This is a genomic window from Pseudomonas sp., assembly GCF_030684895.1.
GTDB lineage: Bacteria > Pseudomonadota > Gammaproteobacteria > Pseudomonadales > Pseudomonadaceae > Aquipseudomonas.
In genome coordinates, this window is record NZ_JAUXXP010000090.1 from 74196 (window position 1) to 101166 (window position 26971).

Consider the following 26971-nt stretch of genomic DNA (forward strand, 5'->3'; position numbering starts at 1 on the left):
TTTTAATAGGCTGCGAGTATAAATTTACTAATTTTCCTTCTGCCCGACCTGCGCCACCATCACCCTCAACAACCACAAGAAGCCGTTCACGGCATCAGGCATGCCGCTCACGGCACCCGACCAGCCGTTTACGGCCCCGGTATGCCGCTAGCGGCCCAGGAATGAGGATAAAGGCGATGTTGGACCATAGCGATTGGCACAAGCGCGCCGCCGCGCAAGGCTTTATCACCCAGGCCCTGATCGACGGCCAGTTGCGCTCAGCGCAGAGCGGCGCGACCTTCGCGTCGATCAATCCGGCCACCAACCAATTGCTGGCCCATGTAGCCGCCTGTGATGCAGCCGATGTCGATGCCGCCGTGGCCAGCGCCCGCCAGGCTTTCGAGCACGGCCCCTGGGCGCGCATGGCACCGCGCGAGCGCAAGCAGGTATTGCTGCGTTTGGCCGAATTGATCCTGGCCAACCGCGAAGAGCTGGCCCTGCTCGACTCGCTGAATATGGGTAAGCCGGTGATGGACGCCTACACCATCGACGTGCCTGGCGCCGCCCAGGTGTTCAGCTGGTACGCCGAAGCCCTGGACAAGCGCTATGACGAAGTGGCGCCGACCGCCAGCGACGCCCTGGCCACCATCACCCGCGAACCGCTGGGCGTGATCGGTGCCGTGGTGCCGTGGAACTTCCCCCTGGACCTGGCCGCCTGGAAGCTCGCGCCGGCCCTGGCTGTGGGCAACTCGGTGGTATTGAAACCTGCCGAACAGTCGCCCTTCTCCGCCCTGCGCCTGGGCCAGCTGGCCCTGGAAGCTGGCTTGCCGGCCGGCGTGCTGAACGTAGTGCCGGGCCTGGGCGAAACGGCCGGCAAGGCCCTGGGCCTGCACATGGACGTGGACTGCCTGGCCTTTACCGGCTCCACCGAGGTGGGCAAATACTTTATGGCCTATGCGGCGCAGTCCAACCTCAAGCAGGTGTGGCTGGAGTGCGGCGGCAAGAGCGCCAACCTGGTATTCGCCGACTGCCAGGATTTGGACCTGGCGGCAGAAAAAGCCGCCTTTGCGATCTTTTTCAACCAGGGCGAAGTCTGTTCGGCCAACTCGCGCCTGCTGGTCGAGCGCTCGATTCATGATGAATTCGTCCAACGTCTGATCGCCAAGGCGCAGCAGTGGCAACCCGGCGATCCGCTCAACCCAGCCAGCCACGCCGGTGCCATCGTCGATGCGCGCCAGGCCGAACGCATCATGGGCTTTATTGACCGGGCGCAGAGCCAGGGCGCGACCCTGGCGTGCGGCGGTCAGCGCCTGAGCTTCAACGGCTCGGACAGCTTTATCCAGCCAACCATCTTCACCAACGTCAGCCCGGCTATGCAGTTGGCCCGCGAGGAAGTATTCGGCCCGGTGCTGGCGGTTATCCCGTTCGACAGTGAGGACGAGGCCGTGCGCCTGGCCAACGACAGCCAGTACGGCCTGGCCGCCTCGCTGTGGACCGACAACCTGCACCGTGCTCATCGCGTGGCCAAACGGCTGCGCGCCGGCACCGTGTCAGTGAATACCGTGGACGCTCTGGATGTTTGCGTGCCGTTTGGTGGCTGTAAGCAATCAGGTTTTGGCCGCGATCTGTCGCTGCATGCCTTCGACAAGTACAGCCTGATGAAAACCACCTGGTTCCAGCTGCGCAGTTAATGCGCAGCCGATAACGGCGCCCTCAAAAACCACAAACAACTGCGCTGCTTTGAGCGCAACGGGCAGCTGTGCGCCTGAAAGCGCAGCAAACAACTGCGGCCCCTGCCGCGTGTGATTCACCTGACACAACAACAAGATTGCAGGAGAACGCCCATGCACGACCCCGAAATCAGCCTTACGGCCCCCGTTGGCCTGGCTCACGCAAGCGCAGTCGCGCGCAAACACAAACCCAGCCTGGGCATGACCGCCCTGCTCGCCGTGGCCATAGGTCTGGTGGTGTCCCAAGGCGTGATGGTGCTGATGCTGCAAGGCGCGGGCATCGCCGGCCTGGGCTTTCTGATTCCCTTGGCACTGGCTTTCGTCCTGGCGCTGACTTACGTGGTGTCGTTCGCCGAACTGGCGCTGATGATTCCTCGCGCAGGCAGCCTGAGCAGCTACACCGAAGTGGCCTTGGGGCAGTTCCCGGCCATTCTGGCGACCTTCTCGGGCTATGTGGTGGTGGCGATGTTCGCCCTGTCAGCGGAATTGCTGCTGCTCGATCTGATCATCAATGAGGTCTATCCCGGCGCCTTCCCCCACATGCTGATCGCCTATGGCGTACTGGTGGTATTTACCCTACTTAATCTGCTCGGCATCGACATCTTCGCCCGTCTGCAGTCGGCCCTGGCGCTGATCATGGTCATCGTGCTGTTGGCCCTGGGCCTGGCGGCGGTAACCGGCAGTGGCAGTGAACCGGCGCTGAGCACATCCATCACCAGCGACTGGAACCCAATGGGCGCCAGCGTGATGACCTTGGTAGCACTGGCCATCTGGGGCTTTGTCGGCGCCGAGTTCGTCTGCCCGCTAGTCGAAGAGTCGCGTAACCCGAAGCGCAATATCCCTTGGTCGATGATTCTGGGCGTGACGATCATCTTTATCACCATCGCCCTCTACTCCATCGGCGCCCTGCTCTATGTGCCACAGGAGCAATTGGCCAGTTCGACACTGCCGCACTACCTGTTCGCCACCGCGCTGTTTGGCGAGGCCGGCAAGCTGTTTCTGGTAATCGCCGCCATCACCGCCACCTGCAGTACGGTCAACACTTCGCTGGCAGCCATTCCGCGCATGCTCTATGGCATGGCGGTTAACGGCCAGGCCTTCCCGCAGTTCAAGCTGCTCAGCAAGAAGTACCAGGCGCCTTGGGTCGCGGTGCTGTTCGTCGCCATGATTACCGGCTTGCCGGTGATCTTCATGGGTGATGACCCTGCCTCTATTGGCCTGTTGCTGCTGGCTGCGGCCGTGGCCTGGTTGCTGGCCTACATCATCTGCCACCTGGATGTGATTGCCCTGCGCCGTCGCTATCCTGATCTGGCCCGCCCGTTCAAGACGCCCTTCTACCCGCTGCCGCAGATCCTCGGCATCGCCGGTATGCTGGTATCGATCTACTACGTGTCGCCCACCCCGGAGATGACTGCGTCGATCTTCTACAGCGCCGGTGCGGTACTCGGCCTGGTATCGGTGATCGCCGTACTGTGGATCAAACTGGTGATGCGCAAACCCCTGTTCACCCCGGAGCCCATCGATAAGGTGCTGGCACGCAAATGAAGTCCCCCCGGGGGCGTGCCTCCGGCTTACTCGAACACCACAGGTAATCACCGAGGTTGCTGAAAATGACAGTCCCAAACACCCCCAACCGCCAGACTCAGGACTACCAGGCGCTGGATGCCGCCCACCATATCCACGCCTTTCTTGACCAGAAAGCGCTGAATGCCGAAGGGCCACGCGTGATGGTGCGCGGCGAGGGCCTGTACCTCTGGGATAACGACGGTAAGCGCTATCTGGACGGTATGTCCGGGCTGTGGTGCACCAACCTCGGCTACGGCCGCAAGGACCTGGTCGCCGCTGCCAGCAAGCAGATGGAGCAGCTGTCGTACTACAACATGTTCTTCCACACCACCCACCCGGCCGTGGTCGAGCTGTCGGAAACCCTGTTCAGCCTGCTGCCCGCCCATTACAGCCACGCCATCTACACCAACTCCGGCTCCGAGGCCAACGAGGTGCTGATCCGCACCGTGCGCCGCTACTGGCAGATTCTCGGCAAACCGCAGAAGAAGGTGATGATCGGCCGCTGGAACGGTTACCACGGCTCAACCCTGGCCAGTACCGCCCTGGGCGGGATGAGATTTATGCACGAGATGGGCGGCATGCTGCCGGATATCGCGCATATCGACGAACCCTACTGGTACGCCAATGGCGGCGAACTGACCCCAGCCGAATTCGGCCGCCGCTGCGCCTTGCAGTTGGAAGAGAAAATTCTCGAACTGGGCGCGGATAACGTTGCCGGGTTTATCGCCGAACCCTTCCAGGGCGCCGGCGGCATGATCTTCCCGCCGGAAAGTTACTGGCCGGAAATTCAGCGCATCTGCCGTCAGTACGACGTGCTGCTGTGTGCCGACGAAGTCATCGGTGGCTTTGGCCGCACCGGCGAATGGTTCGCGCACGAACACTTCGGTTTCCAACCGGACACCCTGTCGATTGCCAAGGGCCTGACCTCGGGCTATGTGCCCATGGGAGGCCTGGTGCTCTCCAAGCGCATCGCCGAGGTGCTGGTGGAGCAAGGCGGCGTATTCGCCCATGGCCTGACCTACTCGGGCCACCCGGTGGCGGCCGCCGTGGCACTGGCCAATATCAAGGCGCTGCGTGATGAAGGCATCGTCAGCCAGGTCAAGAACGAGACTGGGCCGTATCTGCAGCAGTGCCTGCGCGAAGTATTTGGTAATCACCCGCTGGTCGGCGATATCCAAGGTACGGGCCTGGTCGCCGCCCTGCAATTTGCCGAGGACAAGAGCAGCCGCAAACGCTTCACCAATGAAAGCGACATCGCCTGGCGCTGCCGCACCATCGGCTTCGAGGAAGGGCTGATTATCCGCTCCACCCAGGGCCGCATGATCATGGCTCCGGCCCTGGTGGCTGGGCGCACGGAGCTGGATGAGTTGGTGGAAAAAACCAAGCGCGCGGTGGATCGCACGGCAATGGAGCTGGGGCTGCTGTAAAGCTTGCCCTAGCGTGCCCGCAGCCTGCCGGGATAACTCAGTCGCCCGGCAGGCTGAACTTGTGTAACGTCTGTCAACACGGATCGGGTTCACTCGGCCCTGCACTGATACCGTTATAGGAGTTATGGGTATTGCGAGCGTGGCGTATTGACTGGCAAAGCATTGCTGAAAAGAACCGAGCCTTTGCGCCAGAGTTGCTTGAGCAAAACATACGGCGCCTGCGCCTTGCTGCGCCCTGGATTCCCCCCCTCAACCTGATGCACATCTGGTTGTTCTGGCAACGACAACCCGAGTCAGCGAATGAAGCCTTATGGCGTCAGGGCATTCTTGCCGCGCACACCGGCATGCTGGTGTTCTTCGGGACGTTGGCGTGCATTGCCTGGTATCTAGCCCCCCGGCCGGAGTTAATCCGGCTCCGTCAGATCAGCGTCAGCGTAGCGGTACTCGGCACGCTGAGTTTCGCCGCCCTGATTAGCGCTATCGATCAATTAGTCACCAGCAGTATCACCCCGCTACTGGTGGGGTGTAGCTTGACGGCGCTGGTTTTTTTGCACCGCCCACTTTCCGCCCTTTGGTTGTTTGGCCTGACCCTGGCACTGTTTCTATTTGGCATCCAACAAACCCAGAGCACCCCAGCGGTCTTGTTGAGCAATCAAGTCAATGGTCTATCCAGTTGTTCCATTGGCCTGCTGTTGGCCTGGCTGCAATGGCGCAACTTCATACAGATCAACACCCAGAAACAGCGACTACAGGACCAGGCACAGCTACTTGAAGAGCAGAACCGCAAGCTCAGTTACCTTGCCGAACACGACCCACTGAGCGGCCTGCTCAATCGCCGCGCGTTTAATGCCATCGTCGAGCGTGAATTGCTGCGTTGTCAGCGCACTCAGCAACCATTGTGTTTGCTGCTGCTTGATCTCGATCATTTCAAGACCGTCAACGACCGCTTCGGTCATCCGCTGGGCGATGTGGTTATCAAGCGCATCGCTACGCTACTTTCCAGCCAGGTACGAGGCCTCGACAGCCTGGCACGCCTGGGTGGTGAGGAGTTCATGTTATTGCTGGTGAACTGCGACCGCGAGCAGGGGCTACAGATCGCCGAGAAGCTGCGCCAGCTGGTGGCGACGCAGTTACAGGAGGTGGACGGTAAAGACGTTGCAGTCACCGTAAGCATCGGCATGAGCTATCTGGACGCCGGCCAGCCAGGTACATACGAAAGCCTCTATGTGGCCAGTGACCGCGCGCTGTACAGCGCCAAACAAGACGGCCGTAACTGCGTGAAGGTGGCTGCGCCTAACTAGAAAACCGCGCCAGCACGCGGTTTTTTTTCATCGCTGTACGGCTCAGTCGCCGTAGATATCGAAGGTGAAGTACTTGGCCTGAATCTTCTGGTACTCACCGCTGGCGCGAATCGCCTGAATGGCGTCGTTGAGCTTGCCGAGCAGTTGCGCGTCGCCCTTGCGCACGGCGATGCCGGCGCCTTCACCGAAGTATTTCGGGTCGGTAAACGCCGGGCCGACGAAGGCGAAGCCCTTGCCGTTGTCGGTTTTCAGAAAGCCTTCATCCACCGGAATGGCGTCGGCCAGGGTGCCGTCCAGACGCGCGGAAATCAGGTCCAGGTAGATCTCGTTCTGCGAGCTGTAGCGCACCACTTCAACCCCTTGCGCGGCCAGCACTTCGCTGGCGAAGCGGTCGGTGGTGCTCGAACGCTGCACGCCGATGCGCTTGCCCTTGAGGTTGCTGAAATCGGCGGCAACCTCGCTACCGGCCTTCATCACCAGACGCGCCGGGCTGTAGTAGTACTTGCCGGTAAAGTCCACCGACTTGCGCCGCTCATCAGTGATGGTCATGGACGACAGAATGGCGTCGACTTTCTTCACCTTGAGCGAGGGGATCAGGCCATCGAACTCCTGCTCGACCCACTGGCAGTCGGTCTTCATTTCGGCGCACAAAGCGTTGCCGATATCCACATCAAAACCGGCAATCTGCCCGCTGGCTTCTTTGTAGGCGAATGGCGGATAGGCGGCCTCGATACCCAGGCGCAAGGGTTTGTCTGCGGCGAACAGACTGGAGGCGATCAGACTCAGGGCGATGCCGCCCGCCAGGACGATTTTCTTCATGCTGTGGATTCCTGCTGAGGGAGGGACAGGCCCACGCCACCTGGCATTGCTGCGCAGGAAGAGCGGACAACGACGGTTGCTGCAAGACAGAAGAAAGGCGCGTCAGGTTTGCACCTGAGCGAAAAACGATGGCTGGGTAGCACGCGTGGACGGGTCATATGCCAGTCTCGATTTATACTTTAAATTCCATACTGGACTTATATGTACAAGCCGTCAACCGGGCAACAGTCATCGCTGCGACTGAAGGATCAGCGCAGGCGACATAGGCACAATGTGCTTAAGGTTGTTGTTTCCAGCGCTCGGCAGCAGCCTGATCGGAGCAACGCCCTTCAACCCAGCGCGGGCCTTCGGCGGTGTCTTCCTTCTTCCAGAACGGCGCGCGGGTTTTCAGGTAGTCCATCACGAAGTTGCAGGCATCGAAGGCTGCCTGACGGTGGGCGCTGGTGGTGCCGACAAACACGATTGGCTCGCCCGGTTCCAGGCGGCCGATACGGTGGATGATCTCGATCCCCAGCAACGGCCAGCGCTGGGCGGCTTCCTCGGCAATCTTGCCTAGGGCCTTTTCGGTCATGCCGGGGAAGTGTTCGAGAAACATGCCGCCGACTTCGCGCCCTTCGTTGAAGTCACGCACATAGCCAACGAAGCTGACCACCGCGCCAATACCCAGGTTGGCGGCGTGCAGGGCGTTGAGCTCAACGCCCGGATCGAAGGGTTGCGACTGGACGCGGATGCTCATGCAAATGCTCTCTGTGGGAGGGGCGTAGGGTGGGTTAGCGGCGCAAAGCCAAGCGGGCAAAACGACCGAGCAATCCGTGCGCCGCGTAACCCACCACGAGTCCAACTGGTGGCATGGGTATCGCTGCGCTCAACCCATCCTACAAACCACAACGCGTTCAACCGCCGGTCACAGTGGGAAAAAACGCCACTTCGTCGCCAGCGGTCAACGGCTCATCCAGGCTGCACAGTTCCTGATTGCGCGCGCACATCAGGTTCTGCTCGGCCAACACATCCCACACCCCACCGCGACTCAGCAGGTGTTGGCGTAGCTGATCAAGGCTGGTGAACTCGCCGCTAAGCTGCTCGCCATCCAGGCCGAGGGCTTCGCGGTAACGGGCGAAATACTGCACGCGGATCATGCTTCGTCCTCGGCCTTGAAGTGCCCACTCTTGCCGCCGACCTTCTCCAGCAGGCGCACGCTCTCAATCACCATGCCGCGATCTACTGCCTTGCACATGTCGTAGATGGTCAGCGCGGCGACGCTGGCGGCGGTCAGGGCTTCCATCTCCACGCCAGTCTGCCCAGTCAGCTTGCAGCGCGCGGTGATGCGCACGGCATCCGCCCCTTCAGGCGTCAGCTCAACCTTGACGCTGGTGAGCATCAGCGGGTGGCACAGCGGAATCAGGTCGCTGGTTTTCTTCGCTGCCTGAATGCCGGCGATACGTGCCACGGCGAACACATCGCCCTTGGGGTGATCGCCCTGGGCAATCATCTGCAGGGTTTCTGGGCGCATACGCACCAAGGCTTCGGCCACGGCTTCACGGACGGTCTGAGCTTTGTCGCTGACGTCGACCATGTTGGCGCGGCCTTGGGAATCGAGATGGGTTAACACGGACAGGCTCCAGGCAAGTGTCCGGCGATTGTAAACCCAGGGGTCAGGTTTCGGCACCTGTGAATGCCAGGGGATTCAGACGAGAGGTTACGGCGACACCCGGCCCAGCAGGCATAACTGCCTGCTGGGCGAGCGTGAGTGAGGGTTACATATGGGTTTCGGCGTACTCGGCAAGGATCGAGCGCGGCACACCCTGCAGGGTGATGTGCACGCCATGCTCGAAGTCTTTGAAGCGCTCCGTTAGGTAGGTCAGGCCCGAGCTGGGCGCCGATAGGTAAGGGGTATCGATCTGCGCCAGGTTACCCAGGCACACCACTTTGGAACCGCTGCCGGCACGGGTGATGATGGTTTTCATCTGGTGCGGGGTAAGGTTCTGGCATTCGTCGATCAGGATCAGGCTCTGCTGAAAGCTGCGGCCACGGATGTAGTTGAGGGATTTGAACTGCAGCGGGACCTTTTGCAGGATGTAGTCGACGCTGCCATGGGTGTTCTCGTCGTCCATATGCAGGGCTTCGAGGTTGTCGGTGATCGCGCCGAGCCAAGGCTCCATCTTCTCGGCTTCGGTGCCGGGCAGAAAACCGATCTCCTGATCCAGCCCCTGCACGCTGCGGGTGGCGATAATCCTGCGGTATCGCTTACTGACCATGGTCTGTTCGATGGCCGCCGCCAGGGCCAGGATGGTTTTACCGGAACCGGCCGCGCCGGATAGGTTGACCAGGTGGATGTCCGGATCGAGCAAGGCAAACAGCGCCAGTGACTGATAGATATCCCGTGGCCGCAGGCCCCAGGCTTCCTGGTGCATCAAGGGCTCCTGGTGCATGTCGAGAATCAGCAGTTCGCCGTGCTTGATGCCCTTGATCCAGCCGACAAAGCCCTGCTCGTCGATGATGAACTCGTTAACGTGCACCGCCGGCAGGTTGTCGGTGAGTTGCACGCGGTGCCAGGTACGGCCGTGATCCTGACGGGTTTCCACCTTGTTCACGCGGTCCCAGAAGGAGCCGTCCATGTTGTGGTAGCCCTGCGACAGCAAGGACACGTCGTCGACCAGTTGGTCGGTGTGGTAATCCTCGGAATCGATGCCACAGGCGCGCGCCTTCAGGCGCATGTTGATGTCTTTGGTCACCAGCACCACGTTGAGGCCGGGGCGGCGGGACTTCAGCTCGACCAGCTGGTTGATGATCTTGTTGTCGTTGAGGTCTTCCGGCAGCCAGGTGACCGGGGTGGCGCTCTTGCTCATAAGAATCGACAGGAAGCCGCACGGGCCGCTCTTGTCACGCTGGATGGCGACGCCGTGTTCCACTTCCTCCGGGTTGGCGCTGCCGAGAATCTTGTCAATCAGACGGATGGCCTGGCGGCACTCGGCGGCCACGCCCTGTTTGCCGGTTTTAAGCTTGTCCAGTTCCTCCAGTACGGTCATGGGAATGGCAACGTGGTGCTCCTGAAAATTCAGCAGCGCGTTGGGGTCGTGGATCAGCACATTGGTGTCGAGGGCGTACAGGGTTGGGGCGGTGGGCTTGGAGCGTCCGTGGTCATCCATACTCGGTCACCTTCTTGTAGTAGCCAAGCAACGCAGGGGCGAATCTGCGCCGCGGAGGGGCCGTCGACTCCTCAGTGCCGGGGCTGAGAAGGCTGCAAAAAGGTGAGGGCCAATGGCCGCCACCTGTCTGCAGGGTTCGGCGGTCTTGCCTTTTAGATACTCCAAAAAAGATGACAGAAAAACGTATTTTTTGAGTTTTTCAGGTTTATTTATCGGAGCGACAAATAGCGCTTGGCGCACTGCGCGGTCGCCGTTAAAGTCGGAAGTCCCACCGGCGTTCGAGCCGACATATTTTTACCTTTCAGCCGCGCACCGCCCCGTGCTCATCGGCACAGCGATTGACCTCCACGGTCACATGCACCAGCTCCGCAATCCCCGCCAGCCGCGCCTTGTAGCGATCCGCCGAGCCGTCACCATGGGTTACCACGCTGACGATGCAGGCGAACTGCGCTCGACCGACACGCCATAGGTGCAGGTCCGCCAGTTCGGTGTCTGCCTCCTGGGCCAAGGCACTGCGCACACGCTCGACCACCGGGCTGTCCATCTCGCGATCGAGCAGCACCTTGCCGGTTTCGATCAACAGGCCCTTGGCCCACACCGCGATGATTAGCGCACCGATCACGCCCATCAGCGGATCGAGCCAATCCCAGCCCAGCAGCAAGCCACCGAGCAAGGCGACAATGGCCGCCACCGAGGTCAGCGCATCGGCCAGCACATGGATAAAGGCGGCATGGCGATTAAGGTCCTTACCTGTCGCTGGCGCTGCGTGATCGTGATCGTGATCGTGATCGTGATCGACATGATCATGCGCGCCAGCGTGGCTATGGCCCTGCCCATGGGCATGTCCGTGGTCATGGCTATCGCGCAGCAGCCAGGCGGAGACCAGGTTGACCAACAGGCCAACCACCGCCACCCACAGCGCCATCTCGAAGGCAATCACCTGGGGCTGCAACAAACGCCAGAACGACTCGAACGCCAGCATCGCCACCACCACCAGCAACATCAGTGAACTGGCAAACCCCGCCAGCACCTCAACCTTCCAGGTGCCAAAAGCAAAGCGTGGGTCGTTGGCATAGCGTCGCGCCAACAGGTAGGCCAGCGCCGTCAGGCCGATGGCGAGCATATGCGAGGCCATGTGCCAACCGTCGGCGAGCAGGGCCATGGAGTTGAACGCATAGCCGGCGACAATTTCCACCAACATGGTCACCCCGGTCAGCGCGGCAACGCGCCAGGCCTGACGTTCAGCGGTGGTTTCCAGCGGGCGATAGTCGTGGGATGGCTCCCAGCGCGAATGATTGCAAGCGGTCATGACAGCTCCTTGGAGGATTCGACCTGGGCAGACTACAACCCCGTGGCGGCCCCTGGGTCAAGCGCCTAGCCCGGACGATCAGTAGGAGCCCGCTGATGAGGAGTAGCCCGAACAAGCGCAGCGCAGTCCGGGGCACGGTGCTGCAGGCGGTGTATTTCCCGGATTGCGCCAGGGCTTATCCGGGCTACAAGCTGCATCGCGGGCATGGCCCGCTCCTACATCCAGCAGGTCACAAAACAATCCATCGGCATAATAGCTAGAGCCTCGACCACCGCTCGGCCTAAAATCGCCGCAGACTTTCAGGAGCACAGCTTATGTTGATGGTGATTTCCCCGGCCAAGACCCTCGATTACGAGACGCCACCTGCGACCCCGCGCTTTACCCAGCCCGAACACCTCGACCACGCCCAGGACCTGATCCAGCAGCTGCGCGACTTCAGCCCGGCGCAGATCGCCGAGCTGATGCATCTGTCGGACAAGCTCGCGGGCCTTAACGCCGCGCGTTTCGGTAGCTGGGAGCGACCGTTCAACCCGTCCAACGCCAAGCAAGCGCTGCTGGCGTTCAAGGGCGACGTGTACACCGGGCTTAACGCCGAGGATTTCAGCGAAAAGGACTTCGACTTTGCCCAAACCCACCTGCGTATGCTTTCCGGCCTGTACGGCGTGCTGCGCCCGCTCGACCTGATGCAGCCCTACCGCCTGGAAATGGGCACCAAGCTGGCCAACCCGCGCGGCAATAACCTCTATGACTTCTGGGGTGAGCGCATCAGCGGCTGGTTGAATGAGGCGCTGGCCGCTCAGGGCGACGATGTGCTGCTCAACCTGGCGTCCAACGAGTACTTCAGCGCGGTGAAACGCAAGGCGCTGAATGCGCGGATCATCGACACCGAGTTCAAGGATCTGAAGAACGGTCAGTACAAGATCATCAGCTTCTACGCGAAAAAAGCCCGCGGCCTGATGGCACGCTATGTGATCAAGGAGCGCCTGACCGATCCGGCCGGCCTCAAGGATTTCACCTATGAGGGCTACCGCTACTCGGCGGAAAACTCGAAAACCGGCACCCTGGTTTTCCTCCGCGATCATCCCCAGGACTGAACCCCGCCCTCCCCTGCGGGCCGCGCCAACGGCCCGCTCCCCGCTATTTCCCGCGCCGTTCAGTACCTATTCAAACAGTCAGTTTTATTAAAGTTCAACTTCACCATTGAACTTTCTAGCACCCATATACACCGCGCGAATTACTCCGCCAGACAGTTGCAAAGTGCCATCAAAGTACAACTACCAAGCAGTTCTCATTTCATTGCAAAAGATGACGGACGGTAGGAACCATCAGAAAAACATCGGACTCATAGCGACACGATGTTTTTCTTCATGCAACTTTCCGCGTGACTATATCTGCGATTAATACCGGATCTATATCCGGCGCAGAAACTCACCCCAAAGAAAGTTACGGACAAATACCAGATGGAACTATCAACTTCTCGATGACTCACTAGTAAGCCTCACGCCAGAGCCTATCGCGCCACTGGCCAGACATATAGAACGGGCGTGCTACATACAAAGCCCGGCTCCGGTAGCGCCACGCTACCAACCAACTTTTATGCCTGTATTAGTTCACGCACCTGTGCGTGCCGAACTAACGAATAACCGTGGCAAGTCGCCACTAATTAATTACGCAATAAATGGACGAGGTGAATGCGATGCGAATTAGCATCTTCGGTTTAGGTTATGTCGGGGCAGTTTGTGCCGGTTGTTTATCGGCACGCGGCCATCAGGTGATTGGCGTGGATGTATCCGCCAGCAAGATTGATCTAATAAACAATGGCAAATCGCCAATCGTCGAACCCGGCCTGGAAGAACTGCTGCAACAGGGGCTGGCTTCGGGGAATTTGCGCGGCACCACTGATGTGATCGATGCGGTGCTTAACAGCGACGTGTCGTTTATCTGCGTGGGCACGCCGAGCAAGAAAAACGGCGACCTGGAGCTCAATTACATCGAAGGCGTGTGCCGTGAAATTGGCCTGGCCATGCGCGGCAAAACCGAGCGCCACACCGTGGTGGTACGCAGCACGGTACTACCCGGCACTGCCAAAAACGTAGTCCTACCGATTCTGCAGGAGTGCTCAGGCAAGCAGGCCGGGGTCGACTTCGGCCTGGCGGTAAACCCGGAGTTCCTGCGCGAGAGCACCGCGATCAAGGATTACGATTTCCCGCCCATGACGGTTATCGGTGAGTTGGATCAGGCCTCCGGTGACCTGCTGGAAAGCATCTACAGCGAGCTGGATGCGCCGATCATCCGCAAGAGCATCGATGTCGCCGAGATGATCAAGTACACCTGCAACGTCTGGCACGCCACCAAGGTCACCTTCGCCAACGAAATCGGCAATATCGCCAAGGCGGCCGGCGTCGATGGCCGCGATGTGATGGACGTGATCTGCCAGGACCACAAGCTCAACCTCTCCAAGTACTACATGAAACCCGGCTTCGCCTTTGGCGGCTCATGCCTGCCCAAGGACGTGCGCGCCCTGTCCTACCGCGCCGGGGCCATGGATGTCGAGGCACCGCTGATTGGCTCGCTGATGCGCAGCAACGCCATCCAGGTGCAGAACGCCTTCGACATCATCGCCAGCTACGACAAACGCAAGGTGGCCCTGCTCGGCCTGAGCTTCAAGGCCGGCACCGATGACCTGCGTGAAAGCCCGCTGGTGGAGCTGGCGGAAATGCTGATCGGCAAGGGGTATGACCTGAGCATCTTCGACCGCAACGTCGAGTACGCCCGCGTCTACGGGGCGAACAAGGACTACATCGAGTCGAAGATCCCCCACGTTTCCTCACTGCTGAGCAGTGACTTCGATGCCGTGGTGGACGGCGCCGACATCATCGTCCTGGGCAACAGCGACATGCACTTTGCCCCACTGGCGCAGCAGGCCTTGCACGGCAAACACGTGGTCGACCTGGTGGGCTTTATGCCGACGGCATCGCGTGCCGGCAGCGAAGGCATCTGCTGGTAACCCCTGCAGCTTGTGAGCTGAGGCAAGCCCTGGGCGGCCAAGCGCCGACCAGGGCTATCTGGCACAGACGATGGATATGTTTATGCAAACCCACACGCTGAAAAGCGGCCTCAACCAGGCCGCTGGCTGGCTGTTCTACTTATCACTGCTGATGCTGCTGGCGCTGGCATTGCCCAGGAGCGTGTTCGACCCCGAGTCGCGCGACTACCTGCTGTTGATCGGCGCGGTTGGCATCTGGCGTTATTCCATGGGTGCCGTGCATTTCGTGCGCGGCATGCTGTTTCTCTATCTGGTGTTTCCTTACTACCGGCGCCAGGTGGCCAAGCTCGGCAAAGCTGCCGACCCGTCCCAGGTGTTTCTGCTGGTCACCAGCTTTCGCATCGATGCCCTGACTACTGCCCAGGTGTACCGCTCGGTGATTCGCGAAGCGATTGACTGCGGCTACCCGACAACCCTGGTCTGCTCCATCGTTGAGCTCTCCGACGAGCTACTGGTGAAGAACCTCTGGGCGCAGATGCAGCCACCGGAACATGTCTCCCTGGACTTCGTACGCATTCCCGGCACCGGCAAACGGGATGGCCTGGCCTATGGCTTTCGCGCCATCTCCCGGCAGATGCCGGATGCCGATGCGGTAGTAGCGGTGATCGATGGCGACACCGTGCTCGGCGAAGGGGTGGTGCGCAAAACCGTGCCCTGGTTCAAGTTGTTCCCCAATGTCGGCGGCCTCACCACCAATGAGTTCTGCGAGGTGCGCGGCAGCTATGTGATGAGCGAATGGCACAAGCTGCGCTTCGCCCAGCGCCACCTGAACATGTGTTCGATGGCCCTGAGCAAACGCGTGCTGACCATGACCGGGCGCATGTCAGTATTCCGCGCCGAAGTGGTGACTGACCCGGCGTTTATCGCCGATGTGGAAAGCGATCACCTCGACCACTGGCGTCTGGGGCGCTTCCAGTTCCTCACCGGCGATGACAAGTCCAGCTGGTACAGCCTGATGCGCCTGGGCTACGACACCTTCTACGTGCCGGATGCGGCGATCAACACGGTCGAGCACCCGCCGGAAAAGAGCTTTATCAAGGCCAGCCGCAAACTGATGTTCCGCTGGTACGGCAACAACCTGCGACAGAACGCCCGCGCCCTGCGTCTTGGCATGAAACGCCTGGGTGGCTTCACCAGCCTGGTGCTGTTCGACCAGCGCGTGTCGATGTGGACCAGCCTGCTCGGCCTGAGCGTGGCGATCATCGCCAGCCTCAAATATGGCCTCGGTTTCTTCCTGGCTTACCTGCTGTGGATCGGCCTGACCCGGCTGATTCTGACCCTGCTGTTGAGCGTCACCGGGCACCACATCGGCCCGGCCTACCCACTGATTCTCTATTACAACCAGATCGTCGGCGCGCTGGTGAAGATCTACGTGTTCTTCCGTCTCGACCAGCAGTCCTGGACCCGCCAGAACACCAAGCTCGATCGCGGCCTGGTGAGTTTTCAGCGCTGGTTCAACACCTGGTCCTCGCGGGCCATGACCTTCTCTGCCGCCAGCCTATTCGTCGCCACCCTGCTGGTGCTGGTGTGACGAGCGCGACCCTTTTGAACAGGAATTTGCAAGCATGAATACAGCCGTCAACGTCAACGTGGTGCATGAGTCCGAAGCCCAGCGCCAACATGCCCGGGTGAAGATCCCGGCCCAGGTGCACTACCTGAACAAGAGCCGCGAGCGTACCGAGTTACAGCTCTGCGATATCTCGGCAGGTGGTTTCAGCGTGATCGACAACCAGCAGGCGATGCAGATCGGTGATTTCCACAAAGGCCGCCTGCAATTCAAGCTCGACAGCTTCAACCTGGGTATCGACATCGAATTCCAGGTGCGCTCGGTGGATAGCGACAGCAAACGCATCGGCTGCCAGCTGCACAACCTCAAACCACGCGAACAGGCCACCCTGCGCCACCTGATCAGCGCCTACCTGGGCGGTGAGCTGGTCAGCGCCGGCGACCTGCTGAGTACCTTGCAGCGCGACAACTTCACCAAGGCGCGCAAGCAGGCCAACAGTGGCACCGCCATGAGCGTACTCGGCCGCCTCAAGGCCGTGACGTTCAGCCTGGCGATCTTGCTGGTGGGCCTGGCGGCCTTCGGGTTTATCTTCAAGTCGGTGTACGGTCTGTACTTCGTCACGCATGCCCAGTCAGCCCTGGTCAACGTACCTAGCCTGCAAGTCACCATGCCGCGCGAAGGCACGGTGCAGAGCCTGATCGGCGCAGATGGCAGCGTGGCCAAAGGCGCACCGATTGCCTCATTTTCCGCCAGCATGCTGGAGATGCTCAAAGGCCACCTGAGCGACGAGCAACTCAGCCCGGCGAACATCGAAACCCTGTTCGGCAAACAGATCAAAGGCACCCTGACCAGCCCCTGCGACTGCAAGGTGGCACGTCAGCTGGTGGCCGACGGCCAGTTCGCCAGCAAGGGCGATGTGATCTTCGAACTGGTGCCACAAAACACCCGCGCCACGGTGCTGGCGAGCTTCCCTTACCGCAACTTTGCCCAGGCCCGCATCGGCAGCCGCGCCAGCTTTATGGTCGCCGGTGACGATGCCCCGCGCTACGGCAAGATCGTCAGCAGCAGCCTGCATGAAGGTGGCCTGGCAGCGGATATCCGCGTGGTGATCGAACCCGAGCAGATCCTGAGCAGCAACCTCGCTGGGCAACCGGTGGAAGTGCTGCTCGACCGCGGCCCGTCGTTCGACTGGATGATCGACAAAGCCCTGGCGGCTGGTCTCTGAGGAGCAGGCGCATGTCGAACCTCAACGCCCGTCCGCTGGCCACGCCTCTGCTCACCCTCACCCTGGCGCTGGGCCTGAGCGCCTGCGCCAACCTGCCTGACCAGCGCCTGGCCGTGGCAGCGCTGAAGCAGGGCGACCACGCCACCGCCGAGCAGCATTTCCGCCAGCTGGCCGAGCTGGGCTATGTCGACGCGCAAATCGGCCTGGCCGATCTGCAACTGGCCAGCGGCTCCGCAGAAGGCCTGGAGCAAGCCGAGCAGACCTACCGCAGCGCCCTCGACGGCTCGCCACGGGCACAGGCGCGGCTAGGCAAATTGCTCGCCCGCAAACCCGCCTACAGCCCTGCCGAACGCCGCGAAGCCGCGCAATTACTGGAGCAGGCCTTCGCTGCGGGAGAACCCGGCAGCCTGCTGCCGCTGGTGATGCTGTACCTGCAATTCCCACAGGATTATCCCGACATGAACGTACAACAACGCCTCACTACCTGGCGCCAACAAGGCCATACCCAGGCCGATCTGGCGCAGATCCTGCTGTACCGCAGCCAGGGCAACTACGACCAGCACCTGGATGAGATCGAACAGATCTGCCAGGGCCTGATCAGCCAGGCCGATGTCTGCTATGTCGAGCTGGCCACCGTGTACCAGAAGCAAGGCAAAACCAAACAGCAGAAAGCCCTGATTCAACGCCTGATGGCCGCCTACCACAGCGCGGCGATCCCCGCGCAACGGGTGGATGCCGTGGCCCAGGTGCTGGCCGACGCCGAACTCGGCAAGCCGGACGAAAGCCAGGCGCAGACCATGCTCGAAGCCATTGCGCCGAACTATCCCGCGGCCTGGGTGAGCCTGGCGCGACTGCTTTACGACTACCCGGCCCTGGGTGATATCGAGCAGATGCTCGGTTACCTCGAACAAGGCCGCGCCGCCGCCCTGCCACGCGCCGAACTGCTGCTCGGGCGCCTGTACTACGAAGGCAAGCTGCTGCCGCAAGACCCGCAGAAAGCCGAAGAGCACCTGCGCAAGGCCGCCCCCAGCGAACCCAGCGCCAACTACTTTCTCGGCCAGATCTACCTGCGCGGCTATCTCGGCGACATCTACCCGCAACAGGCCCTCGATCACCTGCTCAGCGCCGCGCGCAATGGCCAGATCAACGCCGACTTCGCCCTCGCGCAGATGTATTCGCAGGGCAAAGGCATCCAGCCAGACCCGGTCAATGCCTTTGTCTTCAGCCAGCTGGCCCTACCGAAGAACACCCCGCAGGCCAGCGAACTGGCGCGCAGCAGCGAACAGCAGCTGAGCCCCAGCGAGCGCATCAAGGCCGCGCAATTGCTCGCCGATGAGCGCCAACTGCGCGGCACGGCCTGGCAGGATCAAGCCACTCTGCAGGCGCACAACCCATGAAGCGCCGTGCCTTGCTGCAACTCAACCCGATCAGCCTCGGCCTTGGTCTATCCATGCTCTGCAGCAGCCAGGCCTGGGCCGTGCAGATGGACGCCATGCATTTTGGCACCGACATCAAGATCACCGCGCAATCGGAAGAAGACCGCGACCTCGGCACCCGCGGCGGCGGCGACGCTAACGGCATCGCCCTCGACCTGCGTCCCTGGCTGCGCGCCCAACGGGGTGACTGGAGCGCCTTCGCCATGGGCCAGGCGGTGGTGGCCAGCGACATCATCCAGACCGATACCCTGGAGTCGTCCGCAGACCAGCCGGAGTCCGCCCAGACCGATGGCCGCACCCGCAAGAAGAACTACCTGGCACTGCGCGAATTCTGGGTCGACTACGCCGGCCTCACCGATTACCCCGGCGAACACCTGCGCCTGGGTCGCCAACGCCTGCACAACGACGACGGGCAATGGCGCGACAGCAATATCGAAGCGCTGAACTGGAGCTTCGACACCACCCTGCTGCAGGCCAGCCTGGGCGCCGCCCAACGCTTCAGTGAGTACCGCAGCGACCTCGACGAACTGGCCCCGGAAGACGAAGACCGCCTGCACCTGTACGGCGATATCGCCGCACAGTGGCAGCCAGGGCACTGGCTCGGTTTTCGCGCGCATCACTCACGCGACGACGGCGCGCTGGCCGACCCCAATCAGCCCATCGACGCCCTGGACAAACGCGCCAACGGCAACCTCACCTGGCTGGGCCTGCACGCGCACAGCGATGCGTACAACTTTCGCAACCAGCAGCGCCTCAACTACTGGGCCAGCCTCACCTCGCTGACGGGCGAACGTAACAGCCTCAACAACAGCCTCAACAACAGCCTGGATGACAGCGTTGCCGGCGCTCAGAACAGTACCAACCTCAACGCCTGGGCCACTGACCTGGGCCTGCGTCTGCGCCTTGATCCCAATTGGCAGATTGGTGCGGCCTACGCTCGTGGCAGCGGCGGCGGCGATGCCGACGGCAGTGGTAACGACAACTATCGGCAGACCGGCCTGCACAGCAACCGCTCCACCTTCACTGGCACCCGCAGCAGTGTGCAGCGCTTCGGCGAGGCCTTCCGGGGCGAGCTGAGCAACCTGCAGGCCGCCACCCTGTTCGGCTCCTGGCAGCTGGCCGACGACTACGACGCCAGTCTGGTCTACCACCACTTCTGGCGCGTCGATGCGCACCAGCAGATCGGCCGCAGCGGTATCAACGCGCGTTTCGATGATCCATTCGCCGATCTCAGCCCTGCCCCGCAGGTAGCCCTGGTGGACGGTGAGAAGGCACTCGGCCAGGAGCTTGATCTGGTCGTCACCAAGTACTTCAAACAAGGCCTGCTGCCTGCAGCGATGAGCGAAGCCATCGACGAGCCCGCAGCCCTGGTGCGTTTGCGTGGTGGCGTATTCAAGCCTGGCGATGCCTACGGCAGCGACACCGACTCGCTTATGCATCGGGCCTTTATCGATGTTATCTGGAAATTCTAAGGACCCCGCGCCATGACGCCACGCCCTAGCACACTCAAACGCGCCATCGGCATTGCCCTGCTGTGCAGCGGCCTGCTGCTCGGCGCGCTGCAGCCGGCCGCGCCCTGGATAGCCACGGCAGCGGCCGGCGAAGCGCAGAAACAAGTCAAACCGACGCAGAACTACACGGTAACCAGCGCACCCATCGCCGAGCTGCACCTGGACCCGCCGCAACTGCCCGACCTCAGCGGCTATACCACCGCTGCCGTCGAAGCCAAGATCAAGCGCACACCAGGCGGCAAGGTAGTGGTGCGGCGCATGCTGCAGCAGGATGCGCTGAAGGACTTTATCGGCGGCAACGAGCGCATACGCGAGTGGGTCGCACGGCAGAACGGCATGCCCCATGCGATCTTTATCGAAGGCGGCTACGTGACGCCCAAGGATCTGGCGCGCAGCCTGCCGGACAGTCAGTTCAGCGAAGTTGAACCGGGCGTCTACCTGGCACGCCTGCCCATCGTGGTGGCCCAGGGCGCGACCCTGCACGTGGGCAAAGACACCCAGGAGCTGCGCCTGTCCCAGGAGCGCGGCAGCTTTATGGTCAATGACGGCCAGCTGTTTTTCACCGAAACCAAACTCACCGCCTGGCGTGAAGCGGACAACGCCCCGGCGAGCTTTCGCAGCGCCGATGAGTTCCGCCCCTTTCTGGTGTCCTGGGGCGGCAGCGAGCTGTATATCGCCGCCAGTGTCTTCACCAGCCTGGGCTACAACACCAGCAAGTCCTACGGCGTCAGCATCACCCAGTACACCCCAGGCATGCAGGCCCGCCTGAAACGCCCGGAGCCGACTGGCTGGTTGATCGATTCGGAGTTCGTCGACCACTGGTACGGCTTCTACTGCTATGAAGCCGAGAACGTGGTGATCAAGGGCAACACCTACCGCGACAACATCGTCTACGGCATCGACCCGCACGACCGCTCCCACGGCCTGATCATCGCCGAGAACAGCGTGCACGGCACCCAGAAGAAGCACGGCATCATCATCTCCCGCGAGGTCGACAACAGCTGGATCTTCAATAACAAGAGCTACGACAACAAGCTCTCCGGCATCGTGATCGACCGTAACAGCGTGAACAACCTGGTGGCCTACAACCAGGTGTACGGCAACCATGCGGACGGCATCACCCTCTATGAAAGTTCGGACAACCTGCTGTGGGGCAACCAGGTTCTGAACAATGCCCGCCACGGCATTCGCCTGCGCAACAGCCTGAATATCCGCCTGTACGAGAACGTCGCCGCCGCCAACGGCCTGAGCGGGGTGTACGGGCATATCAAGGACCTCTCCGACACCGACCGCAATATCCAGCTCGACCCCTTCGACACCGAGGTCTCGATGATCGTGGTCGGCGGCACCCTCGCGGCCAACGGTTCCGGCCCGCTGTCCATCGACTCGCCGTTATCGGTTGAGCTGTACCGCGTGGAAATGCTCGCGCCGAGCAAAAGCATCGGCATCAGTTTCAGCGGCATCCTCGGTGAAAAGCAGGAAGAAATCCTCGACCTGATGGTGCGCCGCCAACTGGCCGTGCTGATCGACCCCGTGGAAAGCCAGGCCGAACTCCAGGATTGAGGAACGACAACGTGAACACACAGCCTTTCAAATTCCGCCAACTGGCCCTCGCCTGCACCCTGCTGGGTGTCGCCGCTGGCGCGCAGGCCGAACCGCAGTATCAGGTGCAGCGGGTCGGCCCGCTGTGCCCCGCTGCCCAGGACCCCAGCCAGTACAACAGCAAATACCTGAGTTTTTTCACCGCCCTGGTGCAGGGCGAAGGTGACTGGCTGTTTCGCAGCCGTTACGACCTGCGCACCGACTTTGGCACCACGCCCGCCGGCTACCGAGAGTTCAAGCGCCTGCGCGATGCGCTCAAGCGCAAAGGCGTGGAATTGCTGATCGTCTATCAACCGACTCGCGGCCTGGTAAACCGCGAAAAGCTCACCGCCGAGGAAAAAGCCAAGTTCAATTTCGAGCTGGCCAAGCAGAACTACCTCAAGGCCATCGAAGGCTTCCGCCAGGCCGGAATCTGGACCACCGACCTGTCGCCGCTGTTTGACGAACAGGGCGTGGACACCGACTACTACTTCAAGGCCGACCACCACTGGACGCCCGCCGGAGCCGAGCGCACCGCCAAACTGGTGGCCGAGACGCTCAAGGAAATTCCCGCATTCGACGAGATCCCCCAGCAGCAGTTTGCAAGCAATATCACCGGCCTGTTACCCAAGGCCGGCACCCTGCACAAGACCGCCGCCCATTTCTGCGGCACCAGCTACGCCACCGAATACGTGCCGCGCTTCGAGACCACCATGCAGGGTGAGGCCGACAGCGACAGCCTGTTCGGCGACGAAGCCGACCCGCAGATTGCCCTGGTCGGCACCAGCAACAGCGGCCCGGCCTACAACTTCGCCGGTTTTCTGCAACAGCACAGCGGCGCCGAAGTGCTTAACCGCTCGGTCAGTGGCGGCGGCTTCGACAGCGCCCTGCTGCAGTACATGACCAGCCAGGAATTTCACGACAACCCGCCGCAGATTCTGCTCTGGGAATTCGCCACCCATTACGACCTGGCGCAGCAAAGCTTCTACCGCCAGGCCGTGCCACTGGTGGACAACGGTTGTGCGGGCCGCAAGGCAGTGATGAAGAATAAGGTCACCCTCAAGCCCGGCGCCAACCAGGTGCTGGTCAACGGCGAAAACAGCCAACTGCAGGATCTGCGCGGCGGCGATTACCAGATCGACCTGACCTTCAGCGACCCCAGCGTGCATCAGGCCCAGGCCACCCTCTGGTACCTCACCGGGCGGCGCGAAAACTTCAAGCTGGAACAGAGCGACCGCGCGCCCACCGACGGCCGCTACGTCTTCGAACTACGCAACGACGCCGACTGGGCCGACCTCAACCTGCTCGCCCTGGACATTCACAGCCCAGAAAACATGCCGGCCAATCTCAGCGTCGAGGCCACGCTGTGCAAGCGCCCCAGCGCTGACGACAAAGCCCTTACGGCGCGCGCGCAATGAACCGCCCAGGAGGTTTGATGCCTCGCACCCGCTGGTTCCTCGCACCCTGCCTGCTCGGCGCGGCTCTATGCAGCCAAGCGCTGTTCGCCGCCAGCCTGGTGCCGCCGCCGGGCTACTACGCACCCGTGCCGGTTACCGAGAAAAAGGCCCAAGCCTGCCCGGCAACGCCGCCGCCCTACACCGACAAGCTGGTGTTTCGCAGCAAATACGAAGGCTCTGGCAAGGCCCGCGCCACCCTCAATCTCGACTCGGAAAAGGCCTTTCGTAGCAGGACCGCCGCCATCACCGAGATGGAACGCGGGGTCAATCGGCTGATCATGCAGTACCTGCGCGATGGCCAACCTGCGCAGCTTGAATGCGCGCTGCAGTGGCTGAACGACTGGGCAGAAGCCGACGCCCTGCTCAGCAACGAGTACAACCACACCGGCAAATCGGTGCGCAAATGGGCGCTGGGCAGCCTGGCCTCGGCCTACCTGCGTCTGAAGTTTTCAGCTTCGCAGCCACTGGCCGCTTATGCGCAACAAACCCAGCGCATCGAAGCCTGGTTCAGCACGCTGGCCGAGCACACCGTGCAGGACTGGAGCGATCTGCCGCTGAAGAAAATCAACAACCACAGCTACTGGTCGGCCTGGTCGGTGATGGCCACTGCCATCGCCACCGATCGCCGCGACCTGTTCGACTGGGCCGTGGCGCAGTTTCGCATCGGTGCCAACCAAGTCGATGCCGACGGCTACCTGCCCAACGAGCTGAAACGCAGCCAGCGCGCCCTGGCCTACCACAACTACAGCCTGCCGCCGCTGGTGATGATCGCCGCCTTCGCCCAAGCCAACGGCGTCGATCTACGCGCGGAGAACCACGGCGCACTGCAGCGCCTGGCCGAACGGGTACTGAACGGGGTGGATGACCCGGACGCATTCGCTAGCAAGACCGGCGACAAACAGGACATGGACGACCTGAAAAAACCCAACAAGTACGCCTGGCTCGCGCCCTATTGCGTGCTCTATAGCTGCTCGGCAGACACCCAGGCGCTGCAGCAGAAGATGGGCCCGTTCAACACCTTCCGCCTCGGCGGCAACGTCAGCCAGGTATTCGAGCGCAAGCACGCCAAGGGCAGTTGATTCGCGCCCTGGGCTGAGCGTTTAGCCCAGGCGCTGCTACGTCTGTAAACCCGTCCGGTGACAGGGTGAAACAAACCTCCTGCTCGCGGGGGGAAAGGGGGGCTTGCGAGCCCCGGAAGAGTGGCTACTCAACGGAGATCTACGGATGGTGTTTTCATCCAACGTATTCCTGTTCCTGTTTCTGCCGATCTTTCTCGGCCTGTATTACCTGAGCAGTAATCGCTATCGCAACCTGCTGATCCTGATCGGCAGCTACGCCTTCTACGCCTGGTGGCGGGTGGATTTCCTCCTGCTGTTCGTCGCGGTCACCCTGTGGAACTACATCTTCGGCCTGCGCATTTATCAGGCGGGTGTCAGGTCCAAGGCGGCGCAGCGCTGGGTGCTCTGGGGGATCGTCGGCAACCTGGCGACCCTGGGCTACTTCAAGTACGCCAACTTCGGCGTGGCGAACATCAACAAGGTGCTCGAGGGTGCCGGCTTCGAGCCGTTCCTGCTGACCCATGTGATCCTGCCGATCGGTATTTCCTTCTATATCTTCCAGTCGCTCAGCTACCTGATCGACGTGTACCGCGGCGACACCAAGCCCACAGAAAATCTGATCAATTTCGCCGCCTTTATCGCCCTGTTCCCGCAGCTGATTGCCGGGCCCGTGCTGCGCTACAAGGACCTGGCCGAGCAGTTCACCGACCGCAGCCACAGCCTCGACAAATTCAGTGAAGGCGCCACGCGCTTTATGCAGGGCTTCGTCAAGAAGGTGTTTATCGCCGACAGCCTGGCGCCGCTGGTTGACCATATCTTCGCCCTGCAGAACCCCAGCACCGGGGACGCCTGGCTGGGCATGCTGGCCTACACCGCGCAGCTGTATTTCGACTTCTCCGGCTACAGCGACATGGCCATCGGCCTGGGTCTGATGATGGGTTTCCGCTTTATGGAAAACTTCAACCAGCCCTATATCAGCCAGTCGATCACCGAGTTCTGGCGGCGCTGGCATATCAGCCTGTCCACCTGGCTGCGCGACTACCTCTACGTGCCGCTGGGCGGCAACCGTGGCGGCACCTTCAACACCTACCGCAACCTGTTTCTGACCATGCTACTGGGCGGTTTCTGGCACGGCGCCAACTGGACGTTCCTGCTCTGGGGCGCGTGGCACGGCATGTGGCTGGCCATCGAGCGCGCGCTGGGAGTAAACGCCGCCCCCACGCTGATCAACCCGCTGAAATGGCTGTTCACCTTCCTCCTGGTGATGCTCGGCTGGGTGATCTTCCGCGCCGAGAACCTCGACGTGGCCTGGCGTATGTACAGCGCACTGTTCAACCCGGCGATGTTCACCAGTCAGGGCTGGGCCCTGAGTGAACTGAACCGCGCCAGCATCAGCGACCTGCAGATCGCCACCCTGCTGCTGGCCTACGCGGTGATGGCCTTCTGCGGCCTGCGCCAGTTCTACCGACAGCGCGCGCAAAGCGCTGGCGACGCGCTATTTCCCAGCAGCGGTGCCCTGCTGCTGGCACCAGCCAGCGCGAGTATCGCCCTGCCCCGTTACCTGATGCGTGGCGCCTTGCTGCTGTTGTTTTGCGCCTCGGTACTCAAGCTCTCGGCGCAGAGCTACTCGCCGTTTCTGTACTTCCAGTTTTGAGGAGGCCAACCATGACGCGCCCGTTACGCACACTCTATATCGCGCTGTTTATCAGCGTGCTGGGCCTGTTGTTTGCCTGGTCCATACGCGGGGTACTGAGCTATCAGCTGCCCAAGCAATTCAGCATCATCGACGGTGGCCTGGCGAAGACCTTCGAAAGCCATTACGACGAGCACTTCCCCCTCAAGACCCTTGGCACCAGCCTGTGGGCCGGCCTGGACTACCTGCTGTTCAATGAAGGTCGACCCGGCGTGCAGATTGGCGAGCAGGGCTGGCTGTACTCCAGTGAAGAGTTCAAACCAGAAGTCGACGGCGCGCAGCAGGTGCGCGAGAACCTGGCGCTGATCAAAGGGGTACGCGATGAGCTGGCGCAGCACGACGTGATGCTGTTGCTGGCCATCGTGCCGAGCAAGTCGCGGCTGTACCCGGAATTTGTCGGTGACAACCCGACCAGTAGCCTGCGCCAGGGGCTTTACCAACGCTTCCTCAATGAGCTGCGCGACGCCGAGATTGCCGCGCCGGACCTGCTCAGCACCTTGCAGGCCGGTAAAGCCAGCGGCGCCATGTTCCTGCGTACCGATACCCACTGGACGCCGGCCGGCGCAGACCTGGTTGCCCAGCAACTGAGCAGCACGCTCAAGAGCGCCATCAGCTTGGCGGGCGAGCCGCAGGTGTTTGTCACCCAGGCCAGCCCGGCAAAACCCTACAAGGGCGACCTCACCCGCTTTCTGCCGCTGGAGCCGCTGTTCGGCCACCTGCTGCCCCCCCCCGATCAGCTGCGCCGCAACGCAACCCAGGCCGCCAAGCAGGCGGCGGGGGCCGATGCGCTGTTCAGCGACAGCGAGATGCCGGTGGCCCTGGTTGGCACCAGCTACAGCGCCAACCCCGCGTGGAATTTTGCCGGGGCGCTGCGCCAGCACCTGCAACGCGACCTCAGCAACCACGCCGAAGACGGCCAAGGCCCGCTGGTGCCGATGCTCAAGTACCTGCAAAGCGATGAACTGCAGGACGCCCCGCCGCAGCTGGTGATCTGGGAATTTCCCGAGCGTTACCTGCCCATGAGCAACGACCTCAGCGCCTTCGACGCGCAGTGGCTAAGCGCCCTCAAACACCCCAGCGGCAACCGCCGCCTAGCCGCCAGCGACAGGCATTAAAGCCTGGCGCCGCAACCACGGTACTGCGTACCGCTTTGTTAACTCACCCACAGGGAGTTCTACCC

21 protein-coding genes are annotated in these 26971 nt (G+C 61.7%); 15 read left to right on the forward strand and 6 right to left on the reverse strand.

Features of this window, described 5'->3' with window-relative positions; all coding sequences use genetic code 11:
- Positions 1-176: 176 nt before the first annotated feature.
- From Q8M42_RS19975 to Q8M42_RS19990, 4 genes are all read left to right on the forward strand, one after another.
- Positions 177-1670, forward strand: coding sequence for an aldehyde dehydrogenase (locus Q8M42_RS19975; RefSeq protein ID WP_304864808.1), 1494 nt, complete (start codon positions 177-179; stop codon positions 1668-1670).
- Positions 1671-1910: 240 nt separating this feature from the next.
- Complete coding sequence (locus tag Q8M42_RS19980) at positions 1911-3254, forward strand: APC family permease (protein WP_304864911.1); 1344 nt, start codon at positions 1911-1913, stop codon at positions 3252-3254.
- A gap of 65 nt (positions 3255-3319) precedes the next feature.
- Positions 3320-4702, forward strand: coding sequence for an aspartate aminotransferase family protein (locus tag Q8M42_RS19985; protein WP_304864810.1), 1383 nt, complete (start codon positions 3320-3322; stop codon positions 4700-4702).
- A 257-nt stretch (positions 4703-4959) separates the two neighbouring features.
- Entirely contained in the window at positions 4960-6003 is a 1044-nt protein-coding gene (locus Q8M42_RS19990; RefSeq protein WP_305285457.1) for a GGDEF domain-containing protein, read from the forward strand.
- A 42-nt stretch (positions 6004-6045) separates the two neighbouring features.
- Here Q8M42_RS19990 and Q8M42_RS19995 read toward each other — a convergent pair whose 3' ends face one another.
- The 6 genes from Q8M42_RS19995 to dmeF form a co-directional block, all read right to left on the reverse strand.
- Positions 6046-6822 (reverse strand): ABC transporter substrate-binding protein, encoded by a 777-nt coding sequence (locus tag Q8M42_RS19995; protein ID WP_304864814.1) that lies wholly within the window; start codon positions 6820-6822, stop codon positions 6046-6048.
- A 277-nt stretch (positions 6823-7099) separates the two neighbouring features.
- Positions 7100-7558 carry a molybdopterin synthase catalytic subunit MoaE gene (gene moaE / locus Q8M42_RS20000; protein ID WP_304864816.1) on the reverse strand — a complete coding sequence of 153 codons (459 nt, stop codon included), beginning with the start codon at positions 7556-7558 and terminating at the stop codon, positions 7100-7102.
- 157 nt (positions 7559-7715) lie between these two features.
- Positions 7716-7958: a MoaD/ThiS family protein gene (locus tag Q8M42_RS20005; protein WP_304864818.1), complete on the reverse strand. Its 243-nt coding sequence runs from the start codon at positions 7956-7958 to the stop codon at positions 7716-7718.
- A complete protein-coding gene (gene moaC / locus Q8M42_RS20010) occupies positions 7955-8431 on the reverse strand; it encodes a cyclic pyranopterin monophosphate synthase MoaC (protein ID WP_275960947.1) in 477 nt (158 codons plus the stop codon). The genes Q8M42_RS20005 and moaC overlap by 4 nt, the downstream gene beginning before the upstream one ends.
- Positions 8432-8576: 145 nt before the next feature.
- Entirely contained in the window at positions 8577-9968 is a 1392-nt protein-coding gene (locus Q8M42_RS20015) for a PhoH family protein (RefSeq protein WP_275960946.1), read from the reverse strand.
- A gap of 301 nt (positions 9969-10269) precedes the next feature.
- Positions 10270-11277: a CDF family Co(II)/Ni(II) efflux transporter DmeF gene (dmeF, locus tag Q8M42_RS20020; RefSeq protein WP_305285463.1), complete on the reverse strand. Its 1008-nt coding sequence runs from the start codon at positions 11275-11277 to the stop codon at positions 10270-10272.
- Positions 11278-11591: 314 nt separating this feature from the next.
- On the opposite strand from dmeF, the gene yaaA reads away from it, so the two are divergent.
- The 11 genes from yaaA (at position 11592) to Q8M42_RS20075 (ending at position 26906) form a co-directional block, all read left to right on the forward strand.
- A complete protein-coding gene (gene yaaA, locus Q8M42_RS20025) occupies positions 11592-12371 on the forward strand; it encodes a peroxide stress protein YaaA (protein ID WP_304864823.1) in 780 nt (259 codons plus the stop codon).
- Between the two features lie 602 nt (positions 12372-12973).
- The gene (locus tag Q8M42_RS20030; protein ID WP_304864825.1) at positions 12974-14284 is read left to right on the forward strand and encodes a nucleotide sugar dehydrogenase; all 1311 of its coding nucleotides are present in this window, start codon (positions 12974-12976) and stop codon (positions 14282-14284) included.
- 82 nt (positions 14285-14366) lie between these two features.
- Positions 14367-15854: a mannuronan synthase gene (gene alg8, locus Q8M42_RS20035; RefSeq protein WP_304864827.1), complete on the forward strand. Its 1488-nt coding sequence runs from the start codon at positions 14367-14369 to the stop codon at positions 15852-15854.
- 34 nt (positions 15855-15888) lie between these two features.
- Positions 15889-17055: an alginate biosynthesis protein Alg44 gene (locus Q8M42_RS20040; RefSeq protein WP_304864829.1), complete on the forward strand. Its 1167-nt coding sequence runs from the start codon at positions 15889-15891 to the stop codon at positions 17053-17055.
- A gap of 11 nt (positions 17056-17066) precedes the next feature.
- Positions 17067-18452, forward strand: a complete 1386-nt coding sequence (gene algK, locus Q8M42_RS20045) for an alginate biosynthesis TPR repeat lipoprotein AlgK (RefSeq protein ID WP_304864831.1) — start codon at positions 17067-17069, stop codon at positions 18450-18452.
- Positions 18453-18466: 14 nt separating this feature from the next.
- Positions 18467-19963 carry an alginate export family protein gene (locus tag Q8M42_RS20050; RefSeq protein ID WP_304864913.1) on the forward strand — a complete coding sequence of 499 codons (1497 nt, stop codon included), beginning with the start codon at positions 18467-18469 and terminating at the stop codon, positions 19961-19963.
- A gap of 12 nt (positions 19964-19975) precedes the next feature.
- The gene (gene algG / locus Q8M42_RS20055) at positions 19976-21565 is read left to right on the forward strand and encodes a mannuronan 5-epimerase AlgG (RefSeq protein ID WP_304864833.1); all 1590 of its coding nucleotides are present in this window, start codon (positions 19976-19978) and stop codon (positions 21563-21565) included.
- An 11-nt stretch (positions 21566-21576) separates the two neighbouring features.
- Positions 21577-23001: an alginate O-acetyltransferase gene (locus Q8M42_RS20060; RefSeq protein ID WP_304864835.1), complete on the forward strand. Its 1425-nt coding sequence runs from the start codon at positions 21577-21579 to the stop codon at positions 22999-23001.
- 17 nt (positions 23002-23018) lie between these two features.
- A complete protein-coding gene (locus Q8M42_RS20065) occupies positions 23019-24119 on the forward strand; it encodes a mannuronate-specific alginate lyase (RefSeq protein WP_304864837.1) in 1101 nt (366 codons plus the stop codon).
- Between the two features lie 145 nt (positions 24120-24264).
- A complete protein-coding gene (locus Q8M42_RS20070) occupies positions 24265-25752 on the forward strand; it encodes an MBOAT family protein (protein ID WP_304864839.1) in 1488 nt (495 codons plus the stop codon).
- 11 nt (positions 25753-25763) lie between these two features.
- Positions 25764-26906: an alginate O-acetyltransferase gene (locus Q8M42_RS20075; protein WP_304864841.1), complete on the forward strand. Its 1143-nt coding sequence runs from the start codon at positions 25764-25766 to the stop codon at positions 26904-26906.
- Positions 26907-26971 lie beyond the last annotated feature (65 nt).

Excerpts from the sequence above, each read along its gene's own strand:
- Q8M42_RS19975 (WP_304864808.1), top strand. The coding sequence starts at position 177 with ATGTTGGACCATAGCGATTGGCACAAGCGCGCCGCCGCGCAAGGCTTT.
- Q8M42_RS19980 (WP_304864911.1), top strand. The coding sequence starts at position 1,911 with ATGACCGCCCTGCTCGCCGTGGCCATAGGTCTGGTGGTGTCCCAAGGC.
- Q8M42_RS19985 (WP_304864810.1), top strand. The coding sequence starts at position 3,320 with ATGACAGTCCCAAACACCCCCAACCGCCAGACTCAGGACTACCAGGCG.
- Q8M42_RS19990 (WP_305285457.1), top strand. The coding sequence starts at position 4,960 with ATGCACATCTGGTTGTTCTGGCAACGACAACCCGAGTCAGCGAATGAA.
- Q8M42_RS19995 (WP_304864814.1), bottom strand. The coding sequence starts at position 6,822 with ATGAAGAAAATCGTCCTGGCGGGCGGCATCGCCCTGAGTCTGATCGCC.
- moaE (WP_304864816.1), bottom strand. The coding sequence starts at position 7,558 with ATGAGCATCCGCGTCCAGTCGCAACCCTTCGATCCGGGCGTTGAGCTC.
- Q8M42_RS20005 (WP_304864818.1), bottom strand. The coding sequence starts at position 7,958 with ATGATCCGCGTGCAGTATTTCGCCCGTTACCGCGAAGCCCTCGGCCTG.
- Q8M42_RS20015 (WP_275960946.1), bottom strand. The coding sequence starts at position 9,968 with ATGGATGACCACGGACGCTCCAAGCCCACCGCCCCAACCCTGTACGCC.
- dmeF (WP_305285463.1), bottom strand. The coding sequence starts at position 11,277 with ATGACCGCTTGCAATCATTCGCGCTGGGAGCCATCCCACGACTATCGC.
- yaaA (WP_304864823.1), top strand. The coding sequence starts at position 11,592 with ATGTTGATGGTGATTTCCCCGGCCAAGACCCTCGATTACGAGACGCCA.
- Q8M42_RS20030 (WP_304864825.1), top strand. The coding sequence starts at position 12,974 with ATGCGAATTAGCATCTTCGGTTTAGGTTATGTCGGGGCAGTTTGTGCC.
- alg8 (WP_304864827.1), top strand. The coding sequence starts at position 14,367 with ATGCAAACCCACACGCTGAAAAGCGGCCTCAACCAGGCCGCTGGCTGG.
- Q8M42_RS20040 (WP_304864829.1), top strand. The coding sequence starts at position 15,889 with ATGAATACAGCCGTCAACGTCAACGTGGTGCATGAGTCCGAAGCCCAG.
- algK (WP_304864831.1), top strand. The coding sequence starts at position 17,067 with ATGTCGAACCTCAACGCCCGTCCGCTGGCCACGCCTCTGCTCACCCTC.
- algG (WP_304864833.1), top strand. The coding sequence starts at position 19,976 with ATGACGCCACGCCCTAGCACACTCAAACGCGCCATCGGCATTGCCCTG.
- Q8M42_RS20065 (WP_304864837.1), top strand. The coding sequence starts at position 23,019 with ATGCCTCGCACCCGCTGGTTCCTCGCACCCTGCCTGCTCGGCGCGGCT.
- Q8M42_RS20070 (WP_304864839.1), top strand. The coding sequence starts at position 24,265 with ATGGTGTTTTCATCCAACGTATTCCTGTTCCTGTTTCTGCCGATCTTT.
- Q8M42_RS20075 (WP_304864841.1), top strand. The coding sequence starts at position 25,764 with ATGACGCGCCCGTTACGCACACTCTATATCGCGCTGTTTATCAGCGTG.